Raw genomic sequence first — 25797 nt, 5'->3', positions numbered from 1 at the left:
CGGGAGCGCCTGCTGCCGGCTGGTCGGCCGGCGCAGGCGCCGGAGTGGTCGGCCCCGGAGTGGTCGGCAGTTGCGTGGTCGGCGCCGGAGTGGCCGCAGGCGGCGTCGCCGGCGGCGGCGTGGTCAGTGCGGCGACGGATTCGCCTTCGCCTATGCCGCTTTGTCCGGCGGCCGGACCGGGATCGGTCTCCTTGCCCTCGGGCGTCAGGCGCTGGGTGAACTTGGTTGTCTCGGCGGTGTCGGTGGCGCCCGCCGCCGGCGGTGCCGCCGCGGCATCGGCCGCCGGCTTGGCCGGGGCCGCCGGTTTCACCAGCGGCTCGGTGGTGACAGTCTTCGACCCGCCAGGGCCGAACATCGAGCCGAATGCGTCCTTGTTCAGCCAGATGCCGTACCCGCCGCCGGCAACCACCAGCAGCACGGCGGCGGTCGCGATCAGCCCGCCATAGCTGCGCTTGCGCACGGCGGGGCGCAAGCGCTGGAAGGTGTCCGCCGCCGCCGGTTGCTCGTCATTGGCAAAGACGTCGTCCTGGTCGCTCGGCGCCGACGCGTCCATCCCCGGAAGGCGGTTATCGGCAGTGTCCAATGGCGGCGGCGGCGCCTTCTGCCAGATCGGCTCTGCCTTGGCGGCGGGCGGCGCCGGCCTGACGGTCTCCGACTTGGCGGGTTCCGGCTTGGCCATAGGCGGCGGCGGCCAGGTCGGTTCCGTCTTTGCCGGTTGCCGTGTGTGGCTCGGCTGATTCTTGTTGCGGTCTATGGACGAGAAGATGTGCTCCAGCTCCGCCAGCGGGTCGGCGGCAGGCACGCTCTTGGCGTAGGTCCGCTCGACGCTGGAAATGGCATCTTCAAGCGTGCGCTTCTGCTGGTCGGCGACCGACGGAGCCAAAGGCGGAACGTGATCCGCAAGCTTCTTCGCGATCGTCGCCCGGGCCTTGTCGTAGACCCTCGCCCGAATCTCCGGCGTGTTCTCACCGAGACCGTCGATCGTCTTTTTCAGAACAGCAACGAAATCCGCCATGCGTCAGTCGACCTGTATTTTGTTCACGGACCGGCCCCGCAAATCAGCCGCAATGCCCGGAAAGGCTCAGAAACTAGTCTTGAAACGGATCGGTCACAAGTATCGTATCGTCCCGTTCCGGGCTGGTGGAAAGGAGTGCTACCGGCGCGCCGATCAGCTCTTCGATGTAACGGACATATTTGACCGCCTGGGCCGGCAGATCGTTCCAGCTGCGCGCACCGGCAGTGGTGCCTTTCCAGCCCTCCAGCGTCTCGTAAACCGGTTCGACCCGGGCCTGCGCGCCCTGGCTGGCGGGCAGATAGTCGATCGTCTCGCCGTCGAGGCGGTAGCCGGTGCAGACCTTGATCTCGTCCAGGCCATCGAGCACGTCGAGCTTGGTCAGCGCGATGCCCTTGATGCCGTTGACGGCGACCGCCTGGCGGACCAGCACGGCGTCGAACCAGCCGCAGCGGCGCTTGCGGCCGGTGACGACGCCGAATTCATGGCCGCGCGTGCCGAGGAATTCGCCGATCTCGTTCTTCTGTTCGGTCGGGAACGGACCCTCGCCGACACGCGTCGTATAGGCCTTGGTGATGCCGAGCACATAGCCGATGACGCCGGGGCCGACGCCGGCGCCGGCCGACGCCTGGCCGGCCACGGTATTGGACGAGGTGACGAATGGATAGGTGCCGTGGTCGATGTCGAGCAGTGTGCCTTGCGCGCCCTCGAACAGGATGCGTTCGCCGGCGCGGCGCCGGTCGTCGAGAACCTTCCAGACCCGATCCATATAGGGCAGGATTTCGTCGGCGACCGAAGTCAGCTCGCCCATGATCGCGTCATGCGTGACCTCGGCATGGCCGAGCCCGCGGCGCAGCGCATTGTGGTGCGTCAGCAGCCTGTCAACTTTCAAGGGAAGCGTTTCCAAATCCGCCAGGTCCATCACCCTGACCGCACGCCGGCCCACCTTGTCCTCGTAGGCGGGGCCGATGCCGCGGCGGGTCGTGCCAATCTTCGTTCCGGAATTGGAGGCGGCGTCCTCGCGGAATCCGTCCAGCTCGCGGTGCAGCGACAGGATAAGCGCGGTGTTTTCGGCTATTTTCAGGCGATCCGGCGTCACCTCCACGCCTTGCGCCTTCAGTTTCGCCGCTTCGGCGACGAAGGCGTGCGGGTCGAAGACCACGCCATTGCCGATGATCGACAGCTTGCCTGGCCGCACCACGCCGGACGGCAGCAGCGACAGTTTGTAGACCTTGCCGTCGACGACCAGCGTGTGGCCGGCATTGTGGCCGCCCTGGAAGCGCACGACGACGTCCGCCCGTTCCGACAGCCAGTCGACGATCTTGCCCTTGCCTTCGTCGCCCCACTGTGAGCCGACGACCACCACATTGGCCATGTTTCTTTTCCCTTGAGATGCCGACAGGCGGCTTTGAAACGACAGGCCTCTATAGCGTCAAGAGCAGGCCGACGCGACCATTCTTTGCCGCTGGAAACGGCCTGAGGCACAACAATTTTCGCCTTCCGCATCATTTACTTGGGCGAGCCGCCGCAAAACATAAAGGCGCGGACGGAGCCGCGCCTTCGATAAAGCTTTCCTGGAATCAGGTCAGGCGCTGCCGACGTCGAAGTGCAGCGGCTTGGCCGAGTCGATCGACTTGTGCGCCCGCAGCTGATCGAGCACCCTTTCCGGGAACGGCGCATCGAGATAGAGCAGCGCGATGGCATCGCCGCCGGGCCGGTTGCGGCCAAGCTGGAAGTTGGCGATGTTGACGCCATTTTCGCCGCACACCGTGCCGAGCAGGCCGATGATGCCCGGCGCGTCGGCATTGGTCGTGTAGAGCATGTGCTGGCCGACCTCGGCGTCGAGATTGATGCCCTTGATCTGGATGAAGCGCGGCTTGCCGTCGGAGAAGCAGGTGCCGGCGATCGAGCGCGTCCGGTGCTCGGTCTTGACGGTCAGCTTGATGTAGCCGTCGAACACGCCCGACTTGTCGCGCTTGACCTCGGCGACGATGATGCCGCGCTCCTTCACCATGATCGGCGCCGACACCATGTTGACGTCGGAGACCTGCGGCCGAATCAGGCCGGCAAGGGCGGCACTGATCAGTGCGCGCGTGTTCATCGTCGCGGTCGAGCCGTCGAACAGGATCTCGACCTCCTTGATCGGATCCTCGGTGACCTGGCCGACAAAGGCGCCGAGCACTTCGGCGAGCTTGACGAAAGGCTTCAGCCGCGGCGCTTCCTCGGCGGAGATCGACGGCATGTTGATGGCGTTGGAAACGGCGCCCTTGATCAGATAGTCGGCCATCTGTTCGGCGACCTGCAGCGCAACGTTCTCCTGCGCCTCGGTGGTCGAGGCGCCGAGATGTGGCGTCGCCACGACATTGTCCATGCCGAACAGCTCGTTCCTCTCCGCCGGTTCGACCTCGAACACGTCGATGCCGGCGCCCGCCACCTTGCCGCCCTTCAACGCCGCCACCAGATCGGCCTCGACGATCAGGCCGCCGCGCGCGCAATTGATGATGCGCACGCCGTCCTTCATCTTGGCGATCGCCGACGCGTCGATGATGTTGCGCGTCTTGTCGGTCAGCGGCGTGTGCAGCGTGATGAAATCGGCGCGGGCGAACAGCTCGTCCAGTTCGACCTTCACGACGCCAAGTTCTTCCGCACGGCTGTCCGACAGGAACGGGTCGAAGGCGATGACATGCATCTTCAGCCCAACGCCGCGCGTGGCGACGATGGAACCGATATTGCCGCAGCCGATCACGCCCAGCGTCTTGCCGGTGATCTCGATGCCCATGAAACGGTTCTTCTCCCATCTGCCGGCATGCGTAGAGGCATTGGCCTCCGGTATCTGACGCGCCAGCGCAAAGATCATGGCAACCGCATGCTCGGCCGTGGTGATCGAATTGCCGAAGGGCGTGTTCATCACGATGATGCCCTTGCGGCTCGCCGCTGGGATGTCGACATTGTCGACGCCGATACCGGCGCGGCCGACGACCTTCAAATTGGTGGCGGCGTTGATCAGCTTCTCGGTGACCTTGGTCGCCGAACGGATGGCGAGGCCGTCATACTGGCCGATCACCTCGGCGAGCTTTTCCTTGTCCTTGCCGAGATCCGGCAAATAGTCGACCTCGACTCCTCGGTCTTTGAATATCTGCACGGCCGTGGTGGAAAGTTTGTCTGAGACGAGAACGCGGGGCGCCATGGCGGCCTCCTTGAAAATGGGATTGATCCGTACGGGAATCGGCGGCCCGAAGGCCGCCGCGCAATGAACTCAGGCAGCCGCTTTCAGCGACGCCTTTTGCATGGCAAAGGCCCAGTCAAGCCAGGGCAGCAGTGCCTCGAGATCGGAGGTCTCGACCGTCGCGCCGCACCAGATGCGCAGACCGGGCGGTGCGTCGCGATAGGCGCCGATGTCGTAGGCGACACCTTCCTTGTCGAGCATCGACACCAATCCCTTGGCGAAAGCCGCCTGGCCGTCGGCGTCGAGCGCCGCGACATCCGCATCGGTGAAGGAGAGACAGACGGAGGTGTTCGACCGTGTCGCCGGCTCCACGGCCAGGTGTCCGAGCCAGGAGGACTTGGCGACGAAGCGATCGAGCGCCGCGGCATTGGCATCGGCGCGGGCGATCAGGGCCTCGAGGCCGCCGATCGACTTCGCCCACTGCAGCGCATCGAGATAATCCTCGACGCACAGCATCGACGGCGTGTTGATGGTCTCGCCCTTGAAGATGCCTTCGATCAGCTTGCCGCCCGACGTCAGGCGGAAGATTTTCGGCAGCGGCCATGAAGGCTTGTAGGTTTCCAGCCGCTCGACAGCGCGCGGGCTGAGGATCAGCATGCCATGCGCCCCCTCGCCGCCCAGCACCTTTTGCCAGGAGAAGGTGACGACATCGAGTTTTTCGAAATCGAGCCTTTGCGCGAAGGCCGCCGACGTCGCGTCGCAGATGGTCAGGCCCTTGCGAGCGGCCGGGATGAAATCGCCGTTCGGCACCCGCACACCCGAGGTCGTGCCGTTCCAGGTGAAGACCACGTCGCGGTCGAAGTCGATCCTGGCCACATCAGGCAGCTCGCCGTAGCCGGCTTCGATCCTGCGCACGTCCGCGAGCTTCAGCTGCTTGACCACGTCGGTGACCCAGCCGGAGCCGAAGCTCTCCCAGGCGACCATGTCGACGCCGCGCTCGCCGAGCAGCGACCACAGCGCCATCTCGACTGCGCCGGTGTCGGACGCCGGCACGATGCCGATGCGGTAGTCCGCTGGTACCTGGAGGATCTCGCGCGTCAGCTCGATCGCCTGTTCGAGCTTGGTCTTGCCGATCTTGGCGCGATGCGAACGTCCAAGCGCGGCATTCTTGAGGGCCTCGACCGACCAACCGGGGCGCTTTGCGCAGGGACCTGAGGAGAAATTGGGGTTTGCCGGACGGAGTCCGGGCTTCGTATGTGTCGTCATCGTGGTCTATCCTTCCAGATAGTGGCCCCTCGTTGGGGAGGGGTGGCCCACGGACGGCGATATGCGTTCAGGCTTCCGGCGTCAAGAGGAAAGTTTTTGTCGCTGGCGGGATACTCGCGCGCCATGCCGTCTTAGGCGCATAAAGCAAACGGCGAGCCCGAGGGCTCGCCGTCGATTCCTTGGACTTCGTTGCGCGCTTACCAGAGATCGTAGCGCAGGCCGAGCTTGACCGTCTGATAATTGATGCCTTTGTGGATGCCGAAGGCGCCATCATCATAGGCGACATATTTGGCGCTTGGGATCGAGAAATACTCGTAGCCCAGGTCAACCGAGACGTTCTTGGTCACTTGATAGGACAGGCCGGCGCCGATCGAATAAGCGAGATTGAATTTGGCCTCTGAGTCTTCCGACCCGCTGTATCCAGCCGGATCGTTACACTGGAAGCCACCCGCGCCCGACGTCGGATCGGGATCGATCGGAACGCAATTGCGCGCGCCCTGGGTCTTGAAATACTTGTTGTAGGCAACACCGACGCCACCACCGATATAGGGCGTGATGCCCACATAGGTGCCGAGGTCCACATAGCCATTGGCCATCACGCTGTAACCCTTGTTGGTGGCGTAGTTTGAGGCCTCGCAATCCTGGGTCGTAGCCGTGGGAACAATGATGAAGCCGCCAGCCCCGTCCGGAAACAGGCTGTTCGTTGTGCCGGCGCACCCGCTTGGCACCAGCGCATGGTCGCCGAACTTGTTGGTCGGCAGAATTCCGCCGTTGAGTTCGACCCGAAGGTAGTCGTTGATGTGATAGCCCATGCCGATGCTGCCGGTGAACAGGCTGCTGTCGTTCGTGAAAGTGGTCGATCCGCTGGCTGCTGTCTCGTGTTCGAACGGATGGCTGAAGGCGTAGCCGATATCGCCGCGCAGATACCATCCCGAACCGACCTCGACCGGCACATAGTCGGGTGCCTGGTCGACATAGATGGGCGGATCGTAGTCGGCCGACAACGACTGCGTCACCGGTATCAGCATGATTGCGGCAAGCGCCAGCGCTATACGCGATTTGAGTACCATGGTCCCCGGGCTCCCGAACTTGGCGCGCATTGCAATGGCACGCACCGTTTCAGGGAGCATTGTTAACCATAGTGGTTAAGTGCCGGTTAAGGATAACAGAGCGTTAGCGAATTGATTTCGGCAGGGTTTTGACTGGAGCATTTACCCCACTGAAGGTCGGCGGCAGAAAGCGATCCGGTTTTGCTTCGCTGATCTTGGTTCGGAAAGGGTCGGACACGGACTGAAGCGGCACAAACGAAAACCGCCCGGCAAGGCCGGGCGGTTGGCGAAGGTCTGAAATCGATCCGATTACTTGGTGTAGACCGGCTCCGGCACATAGGGCTCCGGCGGAGGAGCGCAGTCGGACCGGCCGAACTGGTAGCGCAGACCGCCGCGCACTTCGTGCACGTTGATGCCGTGATCGTAGCCCGGGCCGACATTGCTGTCCGAAGCGTATTCGAACATCTTGCCGCCATTGATGTGGCTGTAGCGATAGCCGACATCGAGCTTGACCTGGTCGGTAAGGCAGTAGGAAGCGCCGGCCATGAGGGCGTAGGCAAAGCGCCAGCCCTTACCGCCTGTGTGTTCGAATTCACCATCGGAGTCGCTGTTGTGCAACGTGTCCCACTTGACCCAGGCGCCGCCGATGCCCGCGCCTACATAGGGCGTCACGCCGTGCCATGTGCCGATGTCGACATAGGCGTTGGCCAGCAGCAGCATGGCCGAATAGGACGATGTGTCGGTCGAGGTACAGGCAACTTGCGGTGCAGGGCCGCAGAAGCCGTTCGTCGATCCGCGGAAGTCAGACTTGCCCATCCAGTCGAAGGTCAGGTCTGTACGGAAGTACCGATTGACCTGATAACCGACACCGGCGCCGGCCGAGAAGGCGCCCTTCAGGTCACCGCTGGCGAAAGACCCAGGATTCTGGGGCGCTGTTCCACTGTATGTGGTGTAGTCGCCACCGCCGAACTCCGACCAATGGTAGTCGATGTCGCCGCGAATATACCAGCCGCCATATTCGGCTGGTTCTTGATAGGCCACCTGCGGCGGCGCCTGCTCGACCACGGGCGGTTCCACGAAATCGGCGGCGAAGACCGGTCCGGCCACGCCCGCCAACAGCGCGGCGAACAGTGCCATTCTTGCTGTATTGAACATGCTTGTCACCCCTAAGAAGCCTCGGAACGACGTATCCGCCCGAATGTGATTGACCTCGGCGTGGATAATGAATTGCAAAGGTTAAAAGGCGTTTAACCGTGTCGATTAACCACGAATCTATAGAATTTTAGAAGTAGAGCATGTTCCCCGGGCAGCAGGGTGTCCGGCAAGCACAAAAAGGCCCGTCTGGAGACGGGCCTTTGCAACTCTGGAACAGGTAGTTTTTCGCGCCGCCAGGGGTCAGGCGGCGCTGCGGGTCTCGGAAATGATGCCGACGATGTCGTTGACGACCGCCTCGACCAGTTGCGGATCGTCGCCCTCGGCCATGACGCGGATCAGCGGCTCGGTACCGGAAGGACGGATGACCAGCCGCCCAGCCTTGCCGAGGCGGTGACGGGCATCCTCGATCGCCGCCTTGACCGGCGCCTCCTCGAGCGGCTTGCCGCCGGCGATACGCACATTCTTCAAAAGCTGCGGCACCGGCTCGAACTTCTTCGACAGTTCGCTGACCGGCCGGTTCTGCCGCTTGATGCAGGCCAGCACCTGCAGCGCCGAGACCAGGCCGTCGCCCGTGGTCGAGAAGTCGGAGAGCACGATGTGGCCCGATTGCTCGCCGCCGACATTCAACCCATGCGCGCGCATATGCTCGACGACATAGCGGTCGCCCACCTTGGTGCGGTGCAGTTGCAGTTTCATGTCGCCGAGGAAGCGTTCGAGGCCGAGATTGGACATCACCGTCGAAACCACGCCGCCGCCGGCCAGTCGTCCGCTCTGGTGCCATGACTCGGCGATCAGCGCCATGATCTGGTCGCCGTCGACAATCGTGCCGTTCTCGTCGACGATGACGACGCGGTCGGCGTCGCCGTCGAGCGCGATGCCGATATCGGCGCGCACCTCATGCACCTTCTTCTGCAGTCCGGCCGGATGGGTCGAGCCGCATTCCTTGTTGATGTTGAAGCCGTTGGGCTCGACATTGATGGCCACCACCTCGGCGCCGAGTTCCCACAATGCCTCGGGCGCCACCTTGTAGGCGGCGCCGTTGGCGCAATCGACGACGATCCTGAGACCCGACAGCGACATCGAGCGCGGCAAGGTGCGCTTGGCGAACTCGATATAGCGGTCATGCACGCCGTCGACGCGCTTGGCGCGGCCAAGCCCGTCGGAATCGGCAAGCGCCAGTTCGATATCCTTGTCGAGCATCCCCTCGATGCGCTCCTCGATCTCGTCGGAGAGCTTGTAGCCGTCGGGGCCGAACAGCTTGATGCCATTGTCGTAATAGGGGTTGTGCGAGGCCGAGATCATCACGCCGATATCGGCGCGCAGCGAACGCACCAGCATGGCAACCGCCGGCGTCGGAATGGGACCGAGCAGGAACACGTCCATGCCGGCGGCGCACAGGCCCGACACCATCGCGTTCTCGATCATGTAGCCGGAAAGCCTGGTGTCCTTGCCGAGCACGACGCGGTGCCGATGGCTGCCGCGCTGGAACGACAGGCCTGCGGCCATGCCGACCCGCATGGCGATCTCCGCCGTCATCGGAAATTTGTTGGCGCGTCCGCGAATACCGTCGGTGCCGAAATACTGCCCTGCCATACCTGCCTTGGTCCCCGTCGATTTTTCAGCCGCTCGTATTGCCACAATTGGGCTGCGTCCGAACATCACATTGTGTGATTATGTATTACGATTCCTTAGAAAATCATTGTTGCGGTTAGTTCAAGCGATTCGACAGTCTACCACGATGACACTGTCTCGCCACAATGGACCAGTCGCGGCGGGCAGAACGGCACAGATTCGCCGGGCAACTCCTGGCCCGGTGGCCTTGATCCGCAACGTTTTCATCACCTTGTCGGCAGAACGCAGTTTCCGGCGACGTCCGCGCCAGTTAGCATCTGGCGCAACCGGCCGTTGAGAGCTATTGATTCCGCAACGGGACAAAATTGGGCGGCAGCAACGGAGAAACGCCATGCTCATCCACAGACTTGCAACACTGACGGGCCTTGTAGTCGCAACCCTGCTCCTGGCGGCGCCGGCCAACGCGCTGACCATGGCAGAGTGTAGCACCAAGTATAACGCAGCCAAGGATGCGGGAACACTTGGCGGACAGACTTGGAACCAGTTCCGCAAGGCCGAGTGCGGCACCGACGCGGCAGCGACGACCGACACCAAGCCGGCCAAGAAGACGACCAAGACCGACACCAAGGCGGCGGCGGCCAGTGACGACGATGCGGCCAACGGCCTGACGGCGAAGGAATGCAGCACCAAATACCAGGCTGCCAAGGCCGCCGGCACGCTGAACGGCATGAAGTGGAACGACTTCCGCAAGACGGAATGCGCCGCCGGCGCAACGGCCGCAGCCGAACCCGCCAAAGCGACGACCAAGGCCGCCGCGGCCAGCGACGACGATGCGGCCAAGGGTCTGACCGCGAAGGGATGCAGCACCAAGTATCAGGCGGCCAAGGCCGCCGGCACGCTGAACGGCATGAAATGGAACGACTTCCGCAAGACCGAATGCGCCGCCGGCGCCACGGCCGCGGCGGAGCCCGCCAAGGCGACGACCAAGGCAGCCGCCGAAGACGGCAAGGGCCTGAGCATGGCCGATTGCAGCGCCAAGTATCAGACTGCCAAGGCAAGCAACTCGCTGGGCGGCAAGAAGTGGAACGACTTCCGCAAGAGCGAGTGCGGTGCTTCCGCCTCCGACGACGACACCGTGCCGGCCGCCGACGAGGCGACCTATACAAGCGACCCCGAGAAGCCGACGGTTGCAGCGCCCAGGGGCGTAAAGTTCCCGACGGCGATCTCGAAGAAGTTTGCCGGCGAGACGCCCGCCAAGGGTCGCATGCACACCTGCCTCGAACTGTACTATGCCAACAAGGACGCCAACACGTTGGGCGGCCTGAAGTGGATCCAGAAGGGCGGCGGCTTCTACAGCCTCTGCAACGCCAAGCTGAAGAGCTGATAGCGCAGTAATATTCCCAACGACGAAGGCCCGCGCACCAGCAAAGTGCGCGGGCCTTTTGCTGCCGGCAGCGGGAATGTTCTCCGCAGGTTGATTGGACAGACTGGTCCGCTTTCAAGGCCGGGGGAGCATTTGCGAACGTTGGCACCGCCCCTCATCTGCCTGCCGGCATCTTCTCCCCGTCAACGGGGCGAGGGACGCCATCATCGGCGGTTTCACCAATCGCCAACGTGGCAGGAAGCGTGCCAAGGCTGCGACCAGCGTCCTTCTCCCCGTCACTATACGGGGAGAAGTGCCCGGCAGGGCGATGAGGGGCGGCGCAGACATCTGCAAATGGCCGGCTATCTTTGCAAACGACGACTTTCAGCTGCGGCAGACCGCTAATAAGCCTCTGCAAAACAAAAACGCCGCGGACCAAGCCGCGGCGTTTTCGAAATCAGTCTCCTACCCGAAACCTCAGCTCGACGGCTGAGGCTCCATGCCGCCTTCGGGCTCGGGGCCCTTCTTGCGGCGGCCGCCGGTGCCGGCTTTCGGCACGGCCGAGCCACGGCTCGGCGGCGTGTCGTCGCCGAGGTCGCGGGCCGGCTTATGGCCGGCGATCAGCTGCTTGATCTCCTCGCCGGTGAGCGTCTCGTATTCGAGCAGCCCCTGCGCCAGCGCGATCCATTCCTTCTTCTTCTTGGTCAGCACGGCCCTCGCCGTCGAATAGGCCTCGTCGATCAGCCGGCGCACTTCGGCGTCGATGATCTGCGCCGTCTCTTCGGAGATGTTCTGGGTGCGTGCCACCGAATGGCCGAGGAAGACTTCTTCCTGGTTGTCGCCATAGGCGACATGGCCGAGCTTGTCGGAGAAGCCCCAGCGCGTGACCATGGCACGCGCCAGCTTGGTCGCCTGCTCGATGTCCGAGGAGGCGCCCGAGGTGATGTTCTCCTTGCCGAACTTGAATTCCTCGGCGACGCGGCCGCCCATCATGATGGCAAGCCGCGACACCATGTATTTGTAGCTCATCGAATAGCGGTCGCCTTCCGGCAGCTGCATGACCATGCCGAGCGCACGGCCGCGCGGGATGATGGTCGCCTTGTGCAGCGGATCGGCCGACGGCACGTTGAGCGCCAGGATGGCGTGGCCGGCCTCGTGATAGGCGGTCAGCTCCTTCTCGGCCTGCGTCATCGCCGACGAGCGGCGCTCGGCGCCCATCATGATCTTGTCCTTGGCATCCTCGAACTCGGCCATGGTGACGAGGCGCTTGTTGCGCCGCGCCGCCATCAAGGCGGACTCGTTGACGAGGTTCATCAGGTCGGCGCCGGAAAAGCCCGGAGTGCCGCGCGCGATCACCTTGAGATCGACGTTCGGCGCCAGCGGCACGTTGCGCACATGCACCTTGAGGATCTTCTCGCGGCCGACGATGTCGGGGTTCGGCACCACCACCTGGCGGTCGAAACGGCCCGGACGCAACAGCGCCGGATCGAGCACGTCGGGGCGGTTGGTGGCGGCGATCAGGATGATGCTTTCGTTGGATTCGAAACCGTCCATCTCGACCAGCAGCTGGTTGAGCGTCTGCTCGCGCTCGTCATTGCCGCCGCCGAGGCCGGCGCCGCGATGGCGGCCGACGGCGTCGATTTCGTCGATGAAGATGATGCAGGGCGCATTCTTCTTGGCCTGGTCGAACATGTCGCGGACACGGGACGCGCCGACGCCGACGAACATCTCGACGAAGTCCGAACCGGAAATGGTGAAGAACGGCACATTGGCTTCACCGGCGACCGAGCGGGCGAGCAGCGTCTTGCCGGTTCCGGGCGGGCCGACCAACAGCACGCCGCGCGGAATCTTGCCGCCGAGGCGCTGGAACTTCTGCGGATCGCGCAGGAATTCGACGATCTCTTCCAGGTCTTCCTTGGCTTCGTCGACGCCGGCGACGTCCTGGAAGGTGACGCGGCCATGCGCTTCGGTCAGAAGCTTGGCCTTCGACTTGCCGAAGCCCATGGCGCGGCCGGAGCCCGACTGCATCTGGCGCATGAAGAATATCCAGACGCCGAGGATCAGGATCATCGGCAGCCAGGAGATCAGATAGCCGAACAGGGAGTTGGAGCCGTCGGATTCAGGCCGGGCATTGATGGTGACGTTCTTGTCCTGCAGCCGTGTGACCAGCGAGGGGTCGCCGGGCGAATAAGTCTGGAAGCCGGTCGAGCTGTCGGTGTAGGTGCCGGAAATGCGGGCGCCGGCGATCGTCACCGTCTTGACCCGGCCCGCCGCGACGTCCTGCAGGAACTGAGAATAAGGCACATCGCTCGAGGCGCCCCGCGTCTGCGGCGTCTGGAACAGGTTGAACAGGGCGATGAGCAGGACCGCTATGATCGCCCAGAGCGCGAGGTTGCGATAATTCGGATTCATCTAATGTCCCGTTAGCGCCCGCACGCGGACACACATGATGAGAGGAAGCTTGAGCCTAACATAGGGAGAGCGCCTCCCCTTGCCAAGCATAACAGCACGTCTGGGTTAAGCTTTCGCCCATCATCGCCCGGCACTATGGCCGCGGAAAGGCAGGGCTGGGACCGGTAGCGCGCCGATCAGCCCGGAAACGGCTGCGGCGGGCGCCAGATCGAAGGACGGCAGGAAGCAGGCAAAGGGCGCGACGACGGGAGACGCAGCGACCGTCGTCGGCAGGCCGCTCTCGCCCGCAAGACCCAGGCATTCGGCCCCACGCCACAGCGCCGGCTCGGCGGCTCGAGCAGCGCGCGCAAGGCTGGACGGTGTGCCGTTTTCGGCAATATCCCGCTTTGCAGCCGCGGCCTGTCCGAGCGGCGCGATCAACAATGCGCCTGAGCTGTCGCCCAATGTGATACGCCGACGGCCGTCCCAAAAGACATCGTCGCTGACCGGTGCCGCCAAGGGCAGGCCGCGCGCTTCCCGGCGCAGGAAGATGCCGGCGCGCCGCGCGTCGACCACCGTCCGCGACAATGTGGCGCAAAGCGGTCCGGCCCGCAGCCGGGAAAACAGCGCCTGGCTGCGCGCCTCGTCGGGCAGGAAGGGCACGCCGCCGACCGCCGCCAGCAGGATGCGCATTGCGTAGACGGCGGCCGGGGCATCGTCCGATGCCGCGAAGGCAGGGTCGAGACGGATGAGCCCCGCGGCCGGCATGGCGGCAAAGTCCCGGATCAGCATGGCTGCGCGTTGCCCGAGTTCTTCGCGCTCGGTGGCGACCCGCTTGGCTAGGCCGATCGCCTCGGCAAATCGCTGGCCATCGTCTTCGCCAAGCACTGCCCGGACGCGCGGCCGTTCGAAATGCGCGTCGGCGTTGGTCGGATCTTCGGTCCAGCCGACATTCTCGCGCCGCAGGAATGTGCGCAATGCCGCGCGCCGCGCGCCGAGCAGCGGCCTGACGATCCAGTGCCGCCAATCGTAGAGGGTGGCCGGCGCCATGCCGGCAAGGCCGCGGCCTGTCATTTCGGCAAGTCCTCGGCCCTCATCCCGCGCGTGCCGCATCAGCACGGTTTCAGCCTGGTCGTCGGCGGTATGGCCGGTCAGGATCAGGTCGATGCCATCCTCTAGCGCGGCCTGCGCCAACAGCCGGTAGCGCGCCTCGCGCGCGGCGGCGGGCAGGCCGCTCGACGGCTTTGGTCCGGACCAGCGAAGTGTGCGATGCGCGATGCCGCGCTCGGCGCAAAGGCTGGCCACCGCTCGCGCTTCCGCCGCCGAGCCAGGCCGCAAATCGTGATCGATCGTCACCGCCAGCAGCCTGGTGGCCGGCGCGGTGCGGTCGAGATGGTTTTTGAGGAGAAGGAGGAGGGCGGTCGAGTCGCTGCCGCCGGATACGGCTGCAATGGCGCCGTTGGTAAAGTCGATCTTGGAAAAATCCGAAAGGTCAGGCCCTGTAGGGTCAGGCCTGGTATCGAGCGTCAGCACGCCGCGAGCGCCCTTTCCTGCTTGATACGTTCCTTGAGCGCGCTGGAAAGGTCGGGATAGCGCTTGCCGATCTCGCCGAAGGTGGCGCAGGCCACGTCGTTCTGCTTCAGGCCGACCAGCGACACGCCGAGCTTCAATAGCATGTCGGGAGCCTTCTTGGCCTTCGGATAGTCCTTGCTGGCGGCAAGGAATATCTCGGCCGCGTCGCGGTATTTCTGCTGGCCGAGCAGCGACTCACCCAGCCAGTAATGGGCGTCCGCCGCCTTGGCGTCCTTGGGGAAGCGGCTGATGTGGTCGCGGAAACCCTGTTCGGCTGTGCCGTAGTCGCCCGACAGGATGAATTGGTAGGAGTTGCGATAGAGCTCATCGGGATTGTTGGTGGACGGCAGCGCCGCGACCACCGTGCCGTCGGCCTTGCCGGTCTTGGACCCGGTTGCCGGAGCCTCGGTAGCCGGAGCAGCAGTCTCCGCCGGCGCGCTCGCCTGCGTGTTGCCGCCGGCCTCGACCACATTGCCGTTCTTGTCGACGGTGATGGTGCCGAACGTCTTAGGCGGCGCGCCGGTGATCACCTTGCCGGGATCGCCGGTCTGCGATTCGACGATGACCTCGCCGACGCTCTGGCCACCCGCCGGCGGCGTGGCCGTATCGGCAGGTGCCTGCGTCGCCGGGGCCTCGGCGACGCTGTTGTCGGTATTCTCCGGCGCCGCTTCCGACTTCTTCTGTGCCGGCGGCTGCTGGGCCCCCTGCGTGCCGCCTTCAAGCTGCTGGAAGCGGAACTCGTTGTCTTCCTGCTGCTTGCGCATCTGCTCCTGCATCTGCAGGATCTGGAAATTGAGTTCCTCGATCTTGCCGTTCATCTGCCGCAGCTGGTCTTCCAGGCCGGTGGCGCCGGCAGGATCCTGCTGGGCCACCTGCTGCTGGTCCGGCTTTTTCTTCTGGCCGAAAATGCCCAGCGTCGGCAGGTGGAAGGAGAACCCGCTGTCTGCTGGCTGCCCGGTCTCGCTTGCCGGGGCGGCGATGCTTGATACGAGCAGCAGCGCAAGCGTGCCGCTCAGGACCGTTCTGAAATGCATTATATCTCTCGCCGTGAAAATCGTTGGTCTGTTGCGCCCTTCCGATCAGAGTGGGACCAAGCGCCCTCGGCTCATAGCAGGGCCTGAGACTTCGGCCAAATTTTGTTTGGCCAAGGGATATCGAAGCTGCACATGAAAAAGGCGGCCCCGAGGCCGCCTTTCGCACAGGTGTGTTGTATTTTTGCCGATCAGGAACCGGCGCCGCTCAGCGTGGTGACGGCGCGGCGATTCTGCGACCAGCAGGAGATGTCGTCGCAGACCGCGACTGGACGTTCCTTGCCGTAGGAAATCGTCTTCAGGCGCTGCGCCGAGACACCCTTGGCGACCAGGAAGTCGCGGGTGGCGGCGGCGCGGCGGGCGCCGAGCGCCAGATTGTATTCGCGCGTGCCGCGCTCGTCGGCATGGCCTTCGATGACGATGGCATACTGCCTGTACTGGTTCAGCCACTGCGCCTGGCGGGCAAGCGTCGTCTGCGCGTCGGCGCGGATCGAGGACGAGTCGGTGTCGAAGAAGATGCGGTCGCCGATGTTGACGGTGAAATCCTGCGCCGATCCGGGGGTCGCGGCGCCAGCACCGTTGAGGCCGAGATCGGCAGCGCTGTTCGGGGTCTTCTTCGAGGCGCAACCGGTAATGGCGAGCATCGCGACCAGCGCGATCATCACCGGGTTTCGAGTAAGTGCTGCGATACGGCCCATGCCGCCTCTCCTTCGCATTTCGAGTGATTTCGTTGATCACCCAGTAACCACGTTTGGGTTAACCGGCATTCAAGAAACACGGTTAAAATTTGGTTTCGGCTGCCCGTCCGCAGCTGTTTGGCCTGGAGCCACATTTCACGCGGACCCTAGGCGTAAATGCGGCCGAAAGGCGACCAAGACATGAAAAAAGCCCCAATATTGGGGCTTTTCCGGCACCGTTACCGAATTGCAACTGAGCAACGGATGCTCGACTCGAACATCCGTTGCCGGGTCTATTCCAGCAGCGGCGACCAGGCTGGATCCGAGGCGAAGTTCGACGTCGGGATCGACTGTTCGTTGCGGCCGGTAAGATCGACCGAAACCAGCTTCGGGCCGCCATTGGCATCGCGGAAGAACATCAGCACGCGGCCGTTCGGCGCCCAGGTCGGGCCTTCCTGCTGGAAGCCTGACGACAGGATGCGCTCGCCGGAACCGTCGGTCTTCATGACGCCGATCTGGAACTCGCCGCCGGTCTGTTTGGTGAAGGCGATGAGGTCGCCGCGCGGCGACCACACCGGTGTCGAATAGACACCGTCGCCGAACGATATGCGGGTCTGGCCCGAACCGTCGGCGCCCATCACATAGATCTGCGCGCGGCCGCCGCGGTCGGAGGTGAAGACCACCTTGCTGCCGTCGGGCGAATAGGACGGCGAGGTGTCGATGGCGGTCGAATTGGTCAGCCTGGTCGTCGAGCGGCTTCTCAGGTCCATGGCGAAGATGTTGGAATTGCCGTCGTCGCGCAGCAGACTCATGATCACCTTCTGGCCGTCAGGCGAAAAGCGCGGCGCAAACGTCATGCCGGGGAAATTGCCGACCAGTTCGCGCTGCCCGGTCTCGATCTGCAGCAGATAGACCTTCGGCTGGCCGCTCTCATAGGACATGTAGGTTATTTCCTGCCGGTTCGGCGAGAAACGCGGCGTCAGCACGATCGCCCGACCGTCCGAAAGATAGCGGACATTGGCGCCGTCCTGATCCATGATGGCCAAGCGCTTCTTGCGCGCGTTCTTGGCGCCGGATTCGTCGATGAAGACGACACGGGTGTCGAAATAACCCTTCTCGCCGGTCAGCCTCTCATAGATGGCGTCGGCGATGATATGGGCGACGCGCCTGGTGTTGGCGTCGTTGGCGAAAAACTGCTCGCCCGACATCTGCTGGCCGGCAAAGGTGTCCCACAGCCTGTACTGGGCGCGGATGCGGCCGTCGGCTTCCTTGCCGACGCTGCCGGTCACCAGCGCCTGCGCGTTGATCACCTTCCAGTCGTCGAAGCGGGGCTGGGCGTCGGGATTGGATATCTTCTCGATGAAGGCGCTCTTGTCGATCGGCGCGAACAGACCCGAACGCTTGAGATCGGCGCTGACGATGTCGGAGATCTCCGCCCCCAGCGCGTCGCCGCCCTGGAAGTCGGTGATGGCGATCGGCAGAGGCTCGACATTGCCCTTGTTGACGTTGAGCTCGACGAGCGCCCACGCCGGCAGCGGAGCCGCGGCCGTCATGCCCAGCGCCATCGCTGCAATCGTCAGGAGCGGCTTGAGGAAAGATCTCATATCTTCTCGCTTCTCTTCTTTGATTGTGTGGACGCCAGGCCTAGAGGCCAAGCATCTCCCTTGGATCGAAGGTGACCCGGATGTCGTTCCAGATGTCCTGCTTGCCGGCGGGAACCTGCAGGCCGGCCATGTCGCATTTCTGCACCGCGCGCACCGCACTTTCGTCGAACTGGCGGTTGCCGCTCGATTGCTCGACAGATGGACGGCCATCCAGCTTGCCGGAAGTGTCCAGATTGAACCGGACCACAACGACGAAATTCTCCGAACCCTCGAGCCCGACCGGCAGCGTCCAGCAACCGCCGAGCTGACTTTCCAGCGCTCCCTGCTCCGACTTGGAAAGCTTCGCGCCCTGATCTTTATCGCCGCCGAGCGACGATTGCTGGGTCGAGCGCTTGGCGCCGCCGCCCGACGGCTTCTGCTTGTCGAGCATGGCGGAAATCTCGTCGGCGTTGAACTGCTTGTCTTCGGACTTCGGCTTGGACGAAGCCTCCTTGACCGGCTTTTCGGCGTCCTTGCGATCCGGCGCCTTGGCGCTTTCGGCCTGCGCCGGCTGCGGCTTCGGCCGGGCTTGCGGCGCCGGTGCGGAGTCCGGCAGTTGCGTCGTTTCGGTCGGCGGCTCCTGAGCAATCGCCTCGGCAACGGCGTCGGGCTTGACCTCGGGTTTCGGCTCGATCGCGGCGGTCTTGTCCTCCGGCGGCGTGGGGGCAGGCTCCTTGGCCGGAGTCGGCTTGGGCTCCGTCTGTTTCACCGGCTCTGGCTTGACCTCTTCCTTGGGCTGCGGCTCTGGCGCCACTTCGGTCGCCGGAATGGGCTTCGGCTTTTCCCGCGGCTTCGGCACGTCCTCGGGCTTCGGCTTCTCGACCGGCGTTGGTGCCGGCGGCGGCGCCGAAGTCATGTCGACCGGCTTCGGCTTGGCCTCCGGCGTTATCGGCTTGTCGGTGTCGACGCTGTTTTCGCCAATCTTCTGGGCAGCGGGAATGATATCGGGACGCTGGGTCGGCACCGGCGCCGGCTTGTCATGCATCACCGCCTTCTTGTCGCCCTGCAGCACCTGCGCCACAGCTTCCGTCGGCACGATGTCGACCGATACGGATTCCACATCGGCCGCCGGCAGCGCAGCCGGCGACGTCAGCGTGAACAACCCGAGGGCGAGCGCCACCGCATGCAAGATTACCGATGTGGTGAGCCCGGTCCTCATCTTCTTGTCTATTGATCCTGTTCCTGCAGCGAAACCAGGCCGATATTCTTGTAGCCGGCGGCCGAAATGCGAGCCATCACCTTCATGGCGGTGCCGTAATCCGTCAGTTTGTCGCCACGGATGAAGATGCGCTCGTCATAGCCGGTCTTCGATATCGCCTGCAGCTTGGCCACCAGTTCGTCGATCGGGATCTCGGTTTCCTGCAGATAGATCTGGCCGGAGGCATTGATGGAGACGGTGATCGGCTGTGTATCGACATTCATCGCCTTGGCCTGCGTATCCGGCAGGTCGATCGGTACGCCGACCGTCAACAGCGGTGCCGCGACCATGAAGATGATCAAAAGCACCAGCATCACGTCGACCATCGGCGTGACGTTGATTTCCGACATCAGCGCGTGATGGCGGCCGCGCCGCCTGTGGCCGCGCCCACCGCGCCCCGACATGCCTACGGACATACCCATGTTTGTACCTCAGGCCTTCTGCGCGACTTTTTCATCGATTTGGCGCGAGAGTATGGCGGAGAACTCATCCGAGAACCCTTCCATGCGCACGGCGATCTTGTTCGCATCCGATGACAGCTTGTTGTAGGCGATGACCGCGGGAATGGCGGCGAGCAGGCCGATGGCCGTAGCCAGCAGCGCTTCGGCGATGCCGGGCGCCACCACCGCCAGGCTGGTGTTCTTGGAAGCGGCAATGGCCTGGAACGAGGTCATGATGCCGATGACGGTGCCGAACAGGCCGATGAAGGGCGCGGCCGAGCCGGTGGTGGCAAGGAAGCCGAGACGCCCCTCCAGCCGCTCCATCTCGCGCGTCAATGCCAAGTCCATCGCCTTGTCGATGCGGGTCTGCAGGCCGAGCGGCGATTTTGCGCCCTTCTCGAAACTCTTCTTCCATTCGCGCATGGCGGCAACGAAGATCGCGCCCATGCCGGTGGTCTTGCGGTCGGCGAGCGTACGGTAAAGCTCTTCCAGCGACTGTCCCGACCAGAACACCTGTTCGAAGCGGTTGAGCGCGAGCCGCATGCGGGCATAGGTGACCAGCTTGTCGACGATGATCGCCCAGGTCCAGATCGAGGCGAAGAGCAGGCCGATCATGACCAGCTTGACGACCCAGTTGGCCTGCATGAACAGCGCCCAGATCGACAGATGCGCGCCCGGTTCGGCGAGTGCGATGTTTTCCATGGTTACGTCCTTAAAGATTTTCCGGGCATCGCTGGCGGCTGGCCCATGGGCATCCCTTGTGGTCCGTTCGCGCGAAGCTTGAAGCTTGCGGAGCATCCCCGAAATGCGCCGTCCGCGGCCTTTTCGGGGCAAATGTTGGTGAAAGGAAGGCGTTCGGATTCCGCCAATCTTCACCAATCTCTTCATGAACCGTTATGGTTAAGGATGGGTTAGGACGTACAGCGCGGCGCATTGCCGCGCCTTCTGCCCTGGCCGGCATGTCGGTACCTCATCAATGGAGTGGCGGCCCTGGCGTCGCCGGCGCCAGAATCTCAAACGCCTAAACGCCTGCTTTGGGTAGGAAGGCTGCCACCCAGTCCTTGGGAAAGCGCCTCGGCCGGCCGTTCTCGCCGATGATCGCTGCTTCGACCTTTGCCTCGACCAGCACCTCGTCACCGCGTTTCAACTGCTGCGCCATGACGATGCGGGCCCCGGAAATGTCCTCGGTGCGCGTGTCGATGGTCAGGATATCGTCCATGCGGGCAGGTGAGCGGAAATCGATCTCCATGCGCCTGACCACCCAGACGATCTTTTCGCCATGCTTGCCGTCGGCCAGCTCGGTGTGGTGGACACCGGCGAGCCTGAGATAATCGGAACGGCCGCGCTCGAAGAATTCGAGATAGCGCGCATGGTAGACGACGCCGGAGAAATCGGTGTCTGCATAATAGACCCGCGCCATCAGCCGGTGGCCGAATTCCGTCAGCGCGCCGGAAAGCCCTGCCAGAAGCGTCGCCGATTCACCATGATCGTCCATTGCGCTTTCCTTTTCGGGCATGAGCAGGCAGGTGTTGCGGCGCGGGAACCGGATGGCACTGTTGGGCGCGATGATCAAGACCTTGCTGGCGACGCTGCTTGTGCTGACCAACCTGGCGCTGCCTGGCCAGGCGGCGACCTTCTCCATGAAGCGCGGCCTCAACCTCGACCAATGGACGACCTGGGTCGGCGAGGACAAGTGGAACGACCCCAAAGCCATCCTGCCTTATCCAGAGTGGCGCAAGTTCCTCAAAGATGACGATCTCAAAGCGCTGAAGGATGCCGGTTTCGATTTCCTGCGCATGCCGGTCGACCCCTCGCCATTCCTCTCCGCCGAGACGGTGGCGCTGCGCGACGACCTCTACGCCAGTGTGCTGGACTCGGTGCGCATGATCAACCGTGCCGGGCTGAAGGTCATCGTCGACATGCACCTGATCCCGTCCGGCGGCAGCCGCAAGATCGGCATGGGCGAGGTGATGGACAATCCCGGGATCTTCGATGCCTATGTCGAGATGGTGCGCAAGATGGCGCGCACGCTGGCCACTGAGGATCCGCACCAGGTCGCTTTCGAGCCGATGAACGAGCCGATCGTCGACTGTGACGGCGACGGCACCAGCCTGTGGCCCGACCGGCAGCTGAAACTGTTCGCGGCGGCGCGCGCCTCGGCGACCAAGCTCACTTTGATCCTGACCGGGGCCTGCTATTCCAACGCCGCCTCGCTGGCGAAGATCGATCCGACGATGATCGCCGACGACAACATCATCTGGACCTTCCATTCCTATGATCCGTTCCTGCTCACCCATCAGGGCGCTACCTGGGCCGGCGATTTCATCCGCTATGTCACCGGTCTGCCCTTTCCGCTGACCGCGGTGCCGCACGCTCAGCTCGATGTGGCGCTGGATACGATCCGCGCCCGGATCAAGGCCGAAGCGCCATGGACACGGCAGAACGGCATGCTTGCCTATCTCGACGAGCAGGTCGCCAGTATGGACACGGACGAAAAGCTGCTTGGGCTGATGGATGCACCATTCAAGGCAGTGGAGGGTTGGGCCAAGGCCAACGGCATCAAGCCGGAAAACATCACGCTGGGTGAGTTCGGCATGATTCGCCAGGAATACGGCAATTCCTATGTGATGCCTGGTGATTATCGCGCAGCCTATGTCAGGGACATGATCGCGCGCGCCGAAGCGCACGGCTTTTCCTGGTCGGTGTGGAGTTTCGGCGGCGCCTTCGGCATCGTCGATGCCTTCGATGGCGACAAGGCCGAGCCTGAAGTGATGGATGCGATCCGGTCGCTTCACTAAGACGCCGGGCAGGATTGAGGAATCAACCCAAATCGATCTGCAGTATCTCCGGGCGCATGCCAAAACGCACTGGCATGATGCTGAAGCCGAGCCCGCCGGATACGATCAGGTTGCGGTCCTGTTCCACAACATGGCCATAGGCGTAGCGATTGCCGAACCGTGACGGCACGACCGGCGAATAGCCGAACAGCCGCACCTGCCCGCCATGGGTGTGGCCGGACAGGGTCAGCGAAACCCGCGACGGCACCTTCGGAAATATGTCCGGCTCATGCGCCAGCAGGATGACGGGCGCGCCGTCGCTTACCTTTGCCAGTGTGCCGTCGAGATCGTCGAGCCCCTTGAAGCCGGTCCGGCCCCAGGCCTGGCCAGGGCGTAGTGCCAGCTGATCCGCAAGTCCGGCAAGCCAGAAACCGTGTCCGTCCTTTTCGAGGCGCACGACATCGTTCTCCAGCACCGGAATGCCGACGGCCTCCAGCGCCTTGCGCGAAATCGTCGGCCCGGCGCCGGCCGCCTGCGCTGCACGATCCTCCCACCAGTCGTGATTGCCAAGGATGGACCAGACGCCGAGCGGTGCCTTGAGCCCGGACAGGGCCGGCGCCCATTCCGACGCGTCCACCCAGTCCGACACCAGGCGGGTTCCAGCCGGAAAATCGCCAAGCATGACGATCACATCCGGCTTGAGTGCGTTTGCCTCGGCGGCGAGCGAGGCAATCCGCTCGGGCGTCATCCAGGGACGGCAGGCATGGATGTCGGCCAGAGCAACGACGCGCAGTTTGAGGCCCGCCGGCCAATGCGGCGGTGTCAGCGAATAGCGCTTCACATGCGTCAGCAGCATCGGCTCGATGCCGACCGCATAGGCGCCAAGCGACACCATCGACAGGAACGAGCCGCCGATGAGGCGCAGGAAGCCACGTCTGGTGATCATCGAAGAGCCCCGGCCTCTTTGGGATGGCAATTCCATTGAGCAAGACTTGCCATGAAGCGGGCAATTGCGCCTTCACGCTGGCGGAAGCGAGGAGATTTTGCGCAGTAACGCCGTTCCTCGGGGCAACCGAAGAACAAATCTCCGTTACTCTTCCTGGAACAGGCTGATCTGCTGCTGCGCCAGATCCTTCGGTGCATCGAGGCCGAGATGGCGCCAGGCATTGGCTGTCAGCACCCGCCCGCGCGGCGTGCGTTGGATGAAACCCTGCTGGATCAGGTAGGGTTCGATGATGTCCTCGATGGCGTCGCGCGGCTCGGAGAGCCCTGCGGCGATGGTCTCGATGCCGACCGGCCCACCGCCGAAATTGCGCGCGATCATTGAGAGATAGCGACGGTCGAGCGCATCGAGGCCCAGCGCGTCGACCTCCAGCCTGGTCAGCGCCTCGTCGGCGATCCTGCGGTCGACATGCCCGTCGCCGGCGACCGATGCAAAATCGCGCACGCGGCGCAGCAGCCGGCCGGCGATACGCGGCGTGCCGCGTGCGCGCCGCGCGATCTCCAGCGCGCCGTCGTCGCCGAGCGGCATGGCAAGGATCCGAGCGCCGCGGCGCACGATCTGCTCCAGCTCCTCGACCGTGTAGAAATTGAGCCGGACCGGAATGCCGAAACGGTCGCGCAGCGGATTGGTCAACAGGCCGAGCCGAGTGGTGGCGGCAACCAGCGTGAAGCGGGCAAGGTCGATCTTGACGGAACGCGCCGCCGGCCCTTCGCCGATGATCAGGTCGAGCTGGAAATCCTCCATCGCCGGATAGAGGATTTCCTCGACCGCCGGATTGAGCCGGTGGATCTCGTCGATGAACAGCACGTCGCGGTCTTCGAGATTGGTGAGCAGCGCCGCCAGATCGCCGGCCTTGGCAATGACCGGGCCGGAGGTCGAGCGGAAGTTGACGCCGAGCTCGCGCGCCATGATCTGTGCCAGCGTTGTCTTGCCGAGACCCGGCGGACCGACGAACAGCACATGGTCGAGCGCCTCGCCGCGCCCCTTGGCGGCGTCGACGAAGACCTTGAGGTTGGCCCGCACCGCCGCCTGGCCGACGAAGTCGTCGAGCGTCTGCGGCCGCAAGGTCTGCTCGGCATCCTCGCCGCGTTTGTCAGGCGCGATCAGACGGGGCGAAAGGCTCATGCTGATCTCCTTGCACAAGCCATGGATGACGGCAAGCCACGCCTCACCGCGCCAGTTCCTTCAGCCCAAATCGAATGAGCTTAGAGGCATCGGCGCCCTCGCCGGCCGTCTTCAGTGCCGCCGACACCGCATTGGCAGCGATGTCGCGCGAATAGCCGAGATTGACCAGCGCCGAGACGGCATCGGTGATCGGTGCCGGTGCGACGCCCTCGCCGAGCTCCTGCTTGAGGCCGATGGTGCCGGAGGCAGCACCGGCATAGGCCGGCGCCTTGTTCTTCAGTTCGGTGACGATGCGCTCGGCCACCTTCTTGCCGACACCCGGCGCGCGGGAGACCATGGCGATATCGCGCAGCGCGATCGCATTGGCGAGATCGGCCGGCGCCAGCGTCGACAGGATGGCCAGCGCCACCTTGGCGCCGACGCCCTGCACATTGTTCATCAAGAGCCGAAACCACTCGCGCTCCAGCGCCGACTGGAAACCGTAGAGCCGGATCATGTCCTCGCGCACATAGGTCTCGATGAACAGCACCACAGCCTCGCCGGGCGCCGGCAACGCGGCCAGCGTGCGCGCCGAGCAGTAGGCGACGTAGCCGACGCCATGCACGTCGACGAGGCAGAAATCCTCGTCGATCTCGTCCAGTGTGCCCTTGAGCTTGCCGATCATGCCCTGGCCCTCATGGGTGAGTCTCCGGAGAGATGATTTCGAGGTCCGGAAAATAGCTTCGGTAGCGCACGGCATCGCGCGTCAGCAGACGATGTCCGGCAACGACTGCATGGGCGCCAATGAAGAAATCAGGCAGGGTTCGCTCGCGAAGACCGCCGGCGCGACGGTATTGGGAATGAGCGATACCGGCGAGAAAGGCCGCCTCCCATGGCAGGAGTTCGCGATCCATCTTGAGCGTTTCAACCGCTCTACGAAGTGCCGCTTCGGTCGCGAGCGGAGCGAGTTCGGACCAGACGATTGTGTTGATGACCAACGCGCCGTCGCGTCGGCATGCGGCGATCACCGATGCCGACCACTTCGTCTGGCGCCCGGCTGGCCCCCAAACATCGATCAGGACATTTGTGTCAACCAACGTCGAGATCTTCACGGGAGCCCCTCAGCCACTCCATATACTCGTCCGTCGTCATGCCACCCAGATCCAGCGTCCCGGCCAGCAGGTCGAGCGCTTGGCTGAACCTGTGAGAAGCCTCTTCTTCGGAAATATTTTCGTTTACCGCCACAACCCGGGCACCATCGTCTGTGGCCACAAACTCAACCTCCGAACCCGGGCCGATACCCAGATGATCCCGTATCTCCTTGGGAATGGTCACTTGCCCTTTGGTTGTCACGCGCATGGTAATACCTCTAGGTATT

22 protein-coding genes and 1 pseudogene are annotated in these 25797 nt (G+C 63.8%); 2 read left to right on the top strand and 21 right to left on the bottom strand.

Translation table 11 applies throughout. The features are described 5' to 3' along the window. The 7 genes and pseudogenes from DH08_RS26450 to glmM form a co-directional block, all read right to left on the bottom strand. A pseudogene (locus tag DH08_RS26450) lies at positions 1-1015 on the bottom strand (hypothetical protein); the annotation flags it as partial. A gap of 73 nt (positions 1016-1088) precedes the next feature. After that, positions 1089-2387 (bottom strand): adenylosuccinate synthase, encoded by a 1299-nt coding sequence (locus tag DH08_RS26445; protein ID WP_192182076.1) that lies wholly within the window; start codon positions 2385-2387, stop codon positions 1089-1091. A gap of 210 nt (positions 2388-2597) precedes the next feature. Beyond that, positions 2598-4199, bottom strand: coding sequence for a phosphoglycerate dehydrogenase (gene serA / locus DH08_RS26440; protein ID WP_192182075.1), 1602 nt, complete (start codon positions 4197-4199; stop codon positions 2598-2600). Between the two features lie 69 nt (positions 4200-4268). Further along, positions 4269-5444 (bottom strand): phosphoserine transaminase, encoded by a 1176-nt coding sequence (locus DH08_RS26435; protein WP_192182074.1) that lies wholly within the window; start codon positions 5442-5444, stop codon positions 4269-4271. 197 nt (positions 5445-5641) lie between these two features. Next, a complete protein-coding gene (locus DH08_RS26430) occupies positions 5642-6514 on the bottom strand; it encodes an outer membrane protein (protein ID WP_192182073.1) in 873 nt (290 codons plus the stop codon). A 288-nt stretch (positions 6515-6802) separates the two neighbouring features. Beyond that, a complete protein-coding gene (locus DH08_RS26425; protein ID WP_192182072.1) occupies positions 6803-7648 on the bottom strand; it encodes an outer membrane protein in 846 nt (281 codons plus the stop codon). Positions 7649-7888: 240 nt separating this feature from the next. After that, the gene (gene glmM / locus DH08_RS26420) at positions 7889-9241 is read right to left on the bottom strand and encodes a phosphoglucosamine mutase (RefSeq protein ID WP_006202419.1); all 1353 of its coding nucleotides are present in this window, start codon (positions 9239-9241) and stop codon (positions 7889-7891) included. Between the two features lie 706 nt (positions 9242-9947). Between glmM and DH08_RS26415 the strand changes: the two genes are divergently transcribed. Then, positions 9948-10604, top strand: a complete 657-nt coding sequence (locus DH08_RS26415) for a hypothetical protein (RefSeq protein WP_428339215.1) — start codon at positions 9948-9950, stop codon at positions 10602-10604. Positions 10605-11060: 456 nt separating this feature from the next. Here the strand turns inward: DH08_RS26415 and ftsH are convergent, their stop codons facing one another. The 9 genes from ftsH to ybgC form a co-directional block, all read right to left on the bottom strand. Next, complete coding sequence (ftsH, locus tag DH08_RS26410) at positions 11061-12995, bottom strand: ATP-dependent zinc metalloprotease FtsH (RefSeq protein WP_192182070.1); 1935 nt, start codon at positions 12993-12995, stop codon at positions 11061-11063. Between the two features lie 120 nt (positions 12996-13115). Continuing rightward, positions 13116-14507, bottom strand: a complete 1392-nt coding sequence (gene tilS, locus DH08_RS26405; RefSeq protein WP_192182069.1) for a tRNA lysidine(34) synthetase TilS — start codon at positions 14505-14507, stop codon at positions 13116-13118. Then, complete coding sequence (ybgF, locus tag DH08_RS26400) at positions 14501-15580, bottom strand: tol-pal system protein YbgF (protein ID WP_192182068.1); 1080 nt, start codon at positions 15578-15580, stop codon at positions 14501-14503. Before ybgF ends, tilS begins: the two co-directional genes overlap by 7 nt. Before the next feature lie 188 nt (positions 15581-15768). Continuing rightward, positions 15769-16275, bottom strand: coding sequence for a peptidoglycan-associated lipoprotein Pal (gene pal / locus DH08_RS26395; RefSeq protein WP_192182067.1), 507 nt, complete (start codon positions 16273-16275; stop codon positions 15769-15771). 272 nt (positions 16276-16547) lie between these two features. Beyond that, positions 16548-17819 (bottom strand): Tol-Pal system beta propeller repeat protein TolB, encoded by a 1272-nt coding sequence (tolB, locus tag DH08_RS26390; protein WP_244425862.1) that lies wholly within the window; start codon positions 17817-17819, stop codon positions 16548-16550. A gap of 79 nt (positions 17820-17898) precedes the next feature. Next, positions 17899-19056, bottom strand: coding sequence for a TonB family protein (locus DH08_RS26385; RefSeq protein ID WP_192182066.1), 1158 nt, complete (start codon positions 19054-19056; stop codon positions 17899-17901). 8 nt (positions 19057-19064) lie between these two features. After that, positions 19065-19517 (bottom strand): protein TolR, encoded by a 453-nt coding sequence (tolR, locus tag DH08_RS26380; protein WP_006200115.1) that lies wholly within the window; start codon positions 19515-19517, stop codon positions 19065-19067. A gap of 9 nt (positions 19518-19526) precedes the next feature. Next, complete coding sequence (gene tolQ, locus DH08_RS26375; RefSeq protein ID WP_192182065.1) at positions 19527-20237, bottom strand: protein TolQ; 711 nt, start codon at positions 20235-20237, stop codon at positions 19527-19529. 319 nt (positions 20238-20556) lie between these two features. Continuing rightward, the gene (gene ybgC / locus DH08_RS26370) at positions 20557-21030 is read right to left on the bottom strand and encodes a tol-pal system-associated acyl-CoA thioesterase (protein ID WP_192182064.1); all 474 of its coding nucleotides are present in this window, start codon (positions 21028-21030) and stop codon (positions 20557-20559) included. A 52-nt stretch (positions 21031-21082) separates the two neighbouring features. Between ybgC and DH08_RS26365 the strand changes: the two genes are divergently transcribed. Further along, a complete protein-coding gene (locus tag DH08_RS26365; protein ID WP_192182063.1) occupies positions 21083-22333 on the top strand; it encodes a glycoside hydrolase family 5 protein in 1251 nt (416 codons plus the stop codon). A gap of 22 nt (positions 22334-22355) precedes the next feature. Here DH08_RS26365 and DH08_RS26360 read toward each other — a convergent pair whose 3' ends face one another. From DH08_RS26360 to DH08_RS26340, 5 genes are all read right to left on the bottom strand, one after another. Next, a complete protein-coding gene (locus DH08_RS26360) occupies positions 22356-23258 on the bottom strand; it encodes a metallophosphoesterase (RefSeq protein WP_192182062.1) in 903 nt (300 codons plus the stop codon). A gap of 144 nt (positions 23259-23402) precedes the next feature. Then, complete coding sequence (gene ruvB, locus DH08_RS26355; RefSeq protein WP_192182061.1) at positions 23403-24440, bottom strand: Holliday junction branch migration DNA helicase RuvB; 1038 nt, start codon at positions 24438-24440, stop codon at positions 23403-23405. A 43-nt stretch (positions 24441-24483) separates the two neighbouring features. Then, the gene (gene ruvA, locus DH08_RS26350; protein ID WP_192182060.1) at positions 24484-25104 is read right to left on the bottom strand and encodes a Holliday junction branch migration protein RuvA; all 621 of its coding nucleotides are present in this window, start codon (positions 25102-25104) and stop codon (positions 24484-24486) included. 10 nt (positions 25105-25114) lie between these two features. Further along, on the bottom strand, positions 25115-25531 hold the full coding sequence (locus DH08_RS26345; RefSeq protein WP_006200122.1) for a type II toxin-antitoxin system VapC family toxin: 417 nt from the start codon (positions 25529-25531) through the stop codon (positions 25115-25117). Then, positions 25509-25778 carry an AbrB/MazE/SpoVT family DNA-binding domain-containing protein gene (locus DH08_RS26340; RefSeq protein WP_192182059.1) on the bottom strand — a complete coding sequence of 90 codons (270 nt, stop codon included), beginning with the start codon at positions 25776-25778 and terminating at the stop codon, positions 25509-25511. The genes DH08_RS26345 and DH08_RS26340 overlap by 23 nt, the downstream gene beginning before the upstream one ends. Positions 25779-25797: the final 19 nt, after the last annotated feature.

The organism is Mesorhizobium amorphae (genome assembly GCF_014843845.1).
Lineage (GTDB): Bacteria > Pseudomonadota > Alphaproteobacteria > Rhizobiales > Rhizobiaceae > Mesorhizobium > Mesorhizobium amorphae_A.
The sequence above is the reverse complement of the archived record's forward strand: the minus strand, read 5'-3'. Positions and strand labels throughout refer to the sequence as shown.

Excerpts from the sequence above, each read along its gene's own strand:
- DH08_RS26445 (WP_192182076.1), bottom strand. The coding sequence starts at position 2,387 with ATGGCCAATGTGGTGGTCGTCGGCTCACAGTGGGGCGACGAAGGCAAG.
- serA (WP_192182075.1), bottom strand. The coding sequence starts at position 4,199 with ATGGCGCCCCGCGTTCTCGTCTCAGACAAACTTTCCACCACGGCCGTG.
- DH08_RS26435 (WP_192182074.1), bottom strand. The coding sequence starts at position 5,444 with ATGACGACACATACGAAGCCCGGACTCCGTCCGGCAAACCCCAATTTC.
- DH08_RS26430 (WP_192182073.1), bottom strand. The coding sequence starts at position 6,514 with ATGGTACTCAAATCGCGTATAGCGCTGGCGCTTGCCGCAATCATGCTG.
- DH08_RS26425 (WP_192182072.1), bottom strand. The coding sequence starts at position 7,648 with ATGTTCAATACAGCAAGAATGGCACTGTTCGCCGCGCTGTTGGCGGGC.
- glmM (WP_006202419.1), bottom strand. The coding sequence starts at position 9,241 with ATGGCAGGGCAGTATTTCGGCACCGACGGTATTCGCGGACGCGCCAAC.
- DH08_RS26415 (WP_428339215.1), top strand. The coding sequence starts at position 9,948 with ATGAAGTGGAACGACTTCCGCAAGACGGAATGCGCCGCCGGCGCAACG.
- ftsH (WP_192182070.1), bottom strand. The coding sequence starts at position 12,995 with ATGAATCCGAATTATCGCAACCTCGCGCTCTGGGCGATCATAGCGGTC.
- ybgF (WP_192182068.1), bottom strand. The coding sequence starts at position 15,580 with ATGCATTTCAGAACGGTCCTGAGCGGCACGCTTGCGCTGCTGCTCGTA.
- pal (WP_192182067.1), bottom strand. The coding sequence starts at position 16,275 with ATGGGCCGTATCGCAGCACTTACTCGAAACCCGGTGATGATCGCGCTG.
- tolB (WP_244425862.1), bottom strand. The coding sequence starts at position 17,819 with ATGGCGCTGGGCATGACGGCCGCGGCTCCGCTGCCGGCGTGGGCGCTC.
- DH08_RS26385 (WP_192182066.1), bottom strand. The coding sequence starts at position 19,056 with ATGAGGACCGGGCTCACCACATCGGTAATCTTGCATGCGGTGGCGCTC.
- tolR (WP_006200115.1), bottom strand. The coding sequence starts at position 19,517 with ATGGGTATGTCCGTAGGCATGTCGGGGCGCGGTGGGCGCGGCCACAGG.
- tolQ (WP_192182065.1), bottom strand. The coding sequence starts at position 20,237 with ATGGAAAACATCGCACTCGCCGAACCGGGCGCGCATCTGTCGATCTGG.
- ybgC (WP_192182064.1), bottom strand. The coding sequence starts at position 21,030 with ATGGACGATCATGGTGAATCGGCGACGCTTCTGGCAGGGCTTTCCGGC.
- DH08_RS26365 (WP_192182063.1), top strand. The coding sequence starts at position 21,083 with ATGGCACTGTTGGGCGCGATGATCAAGACCTTGCTGGCGACGCTGCTT.
- DH08_RS26360 (WP_192182062.1), bottom strand. The coding sequence starts at position 23,258 with ATGATCACCAGACGTGGCTTCCTGCGCCTCATCGGCGGCTCGTTCCTG.
- ruvB (WP_192182061.1), bottom strand. The coding sequence starts at position 24,440 with ATGAGCCTTTCGCCCCGTCTGATCGCGCCTGACAAACGCGGCGAGGAT.
- ruvA (WP_192182060.1), bottom strand. The coding sequence starts at position 25,104 with ATGATCGGCAAGCTCAAGGGCACACTGGACGAGATCGACGAGGATTTC.
- DH08_RS26340 (WP_192182059.1), bottom strand. The coding sequence starts at position 25,778 with ATGCGCGTGACAACCAAAGGGCAAGTGACCATTCCCAAGGAGATACGG.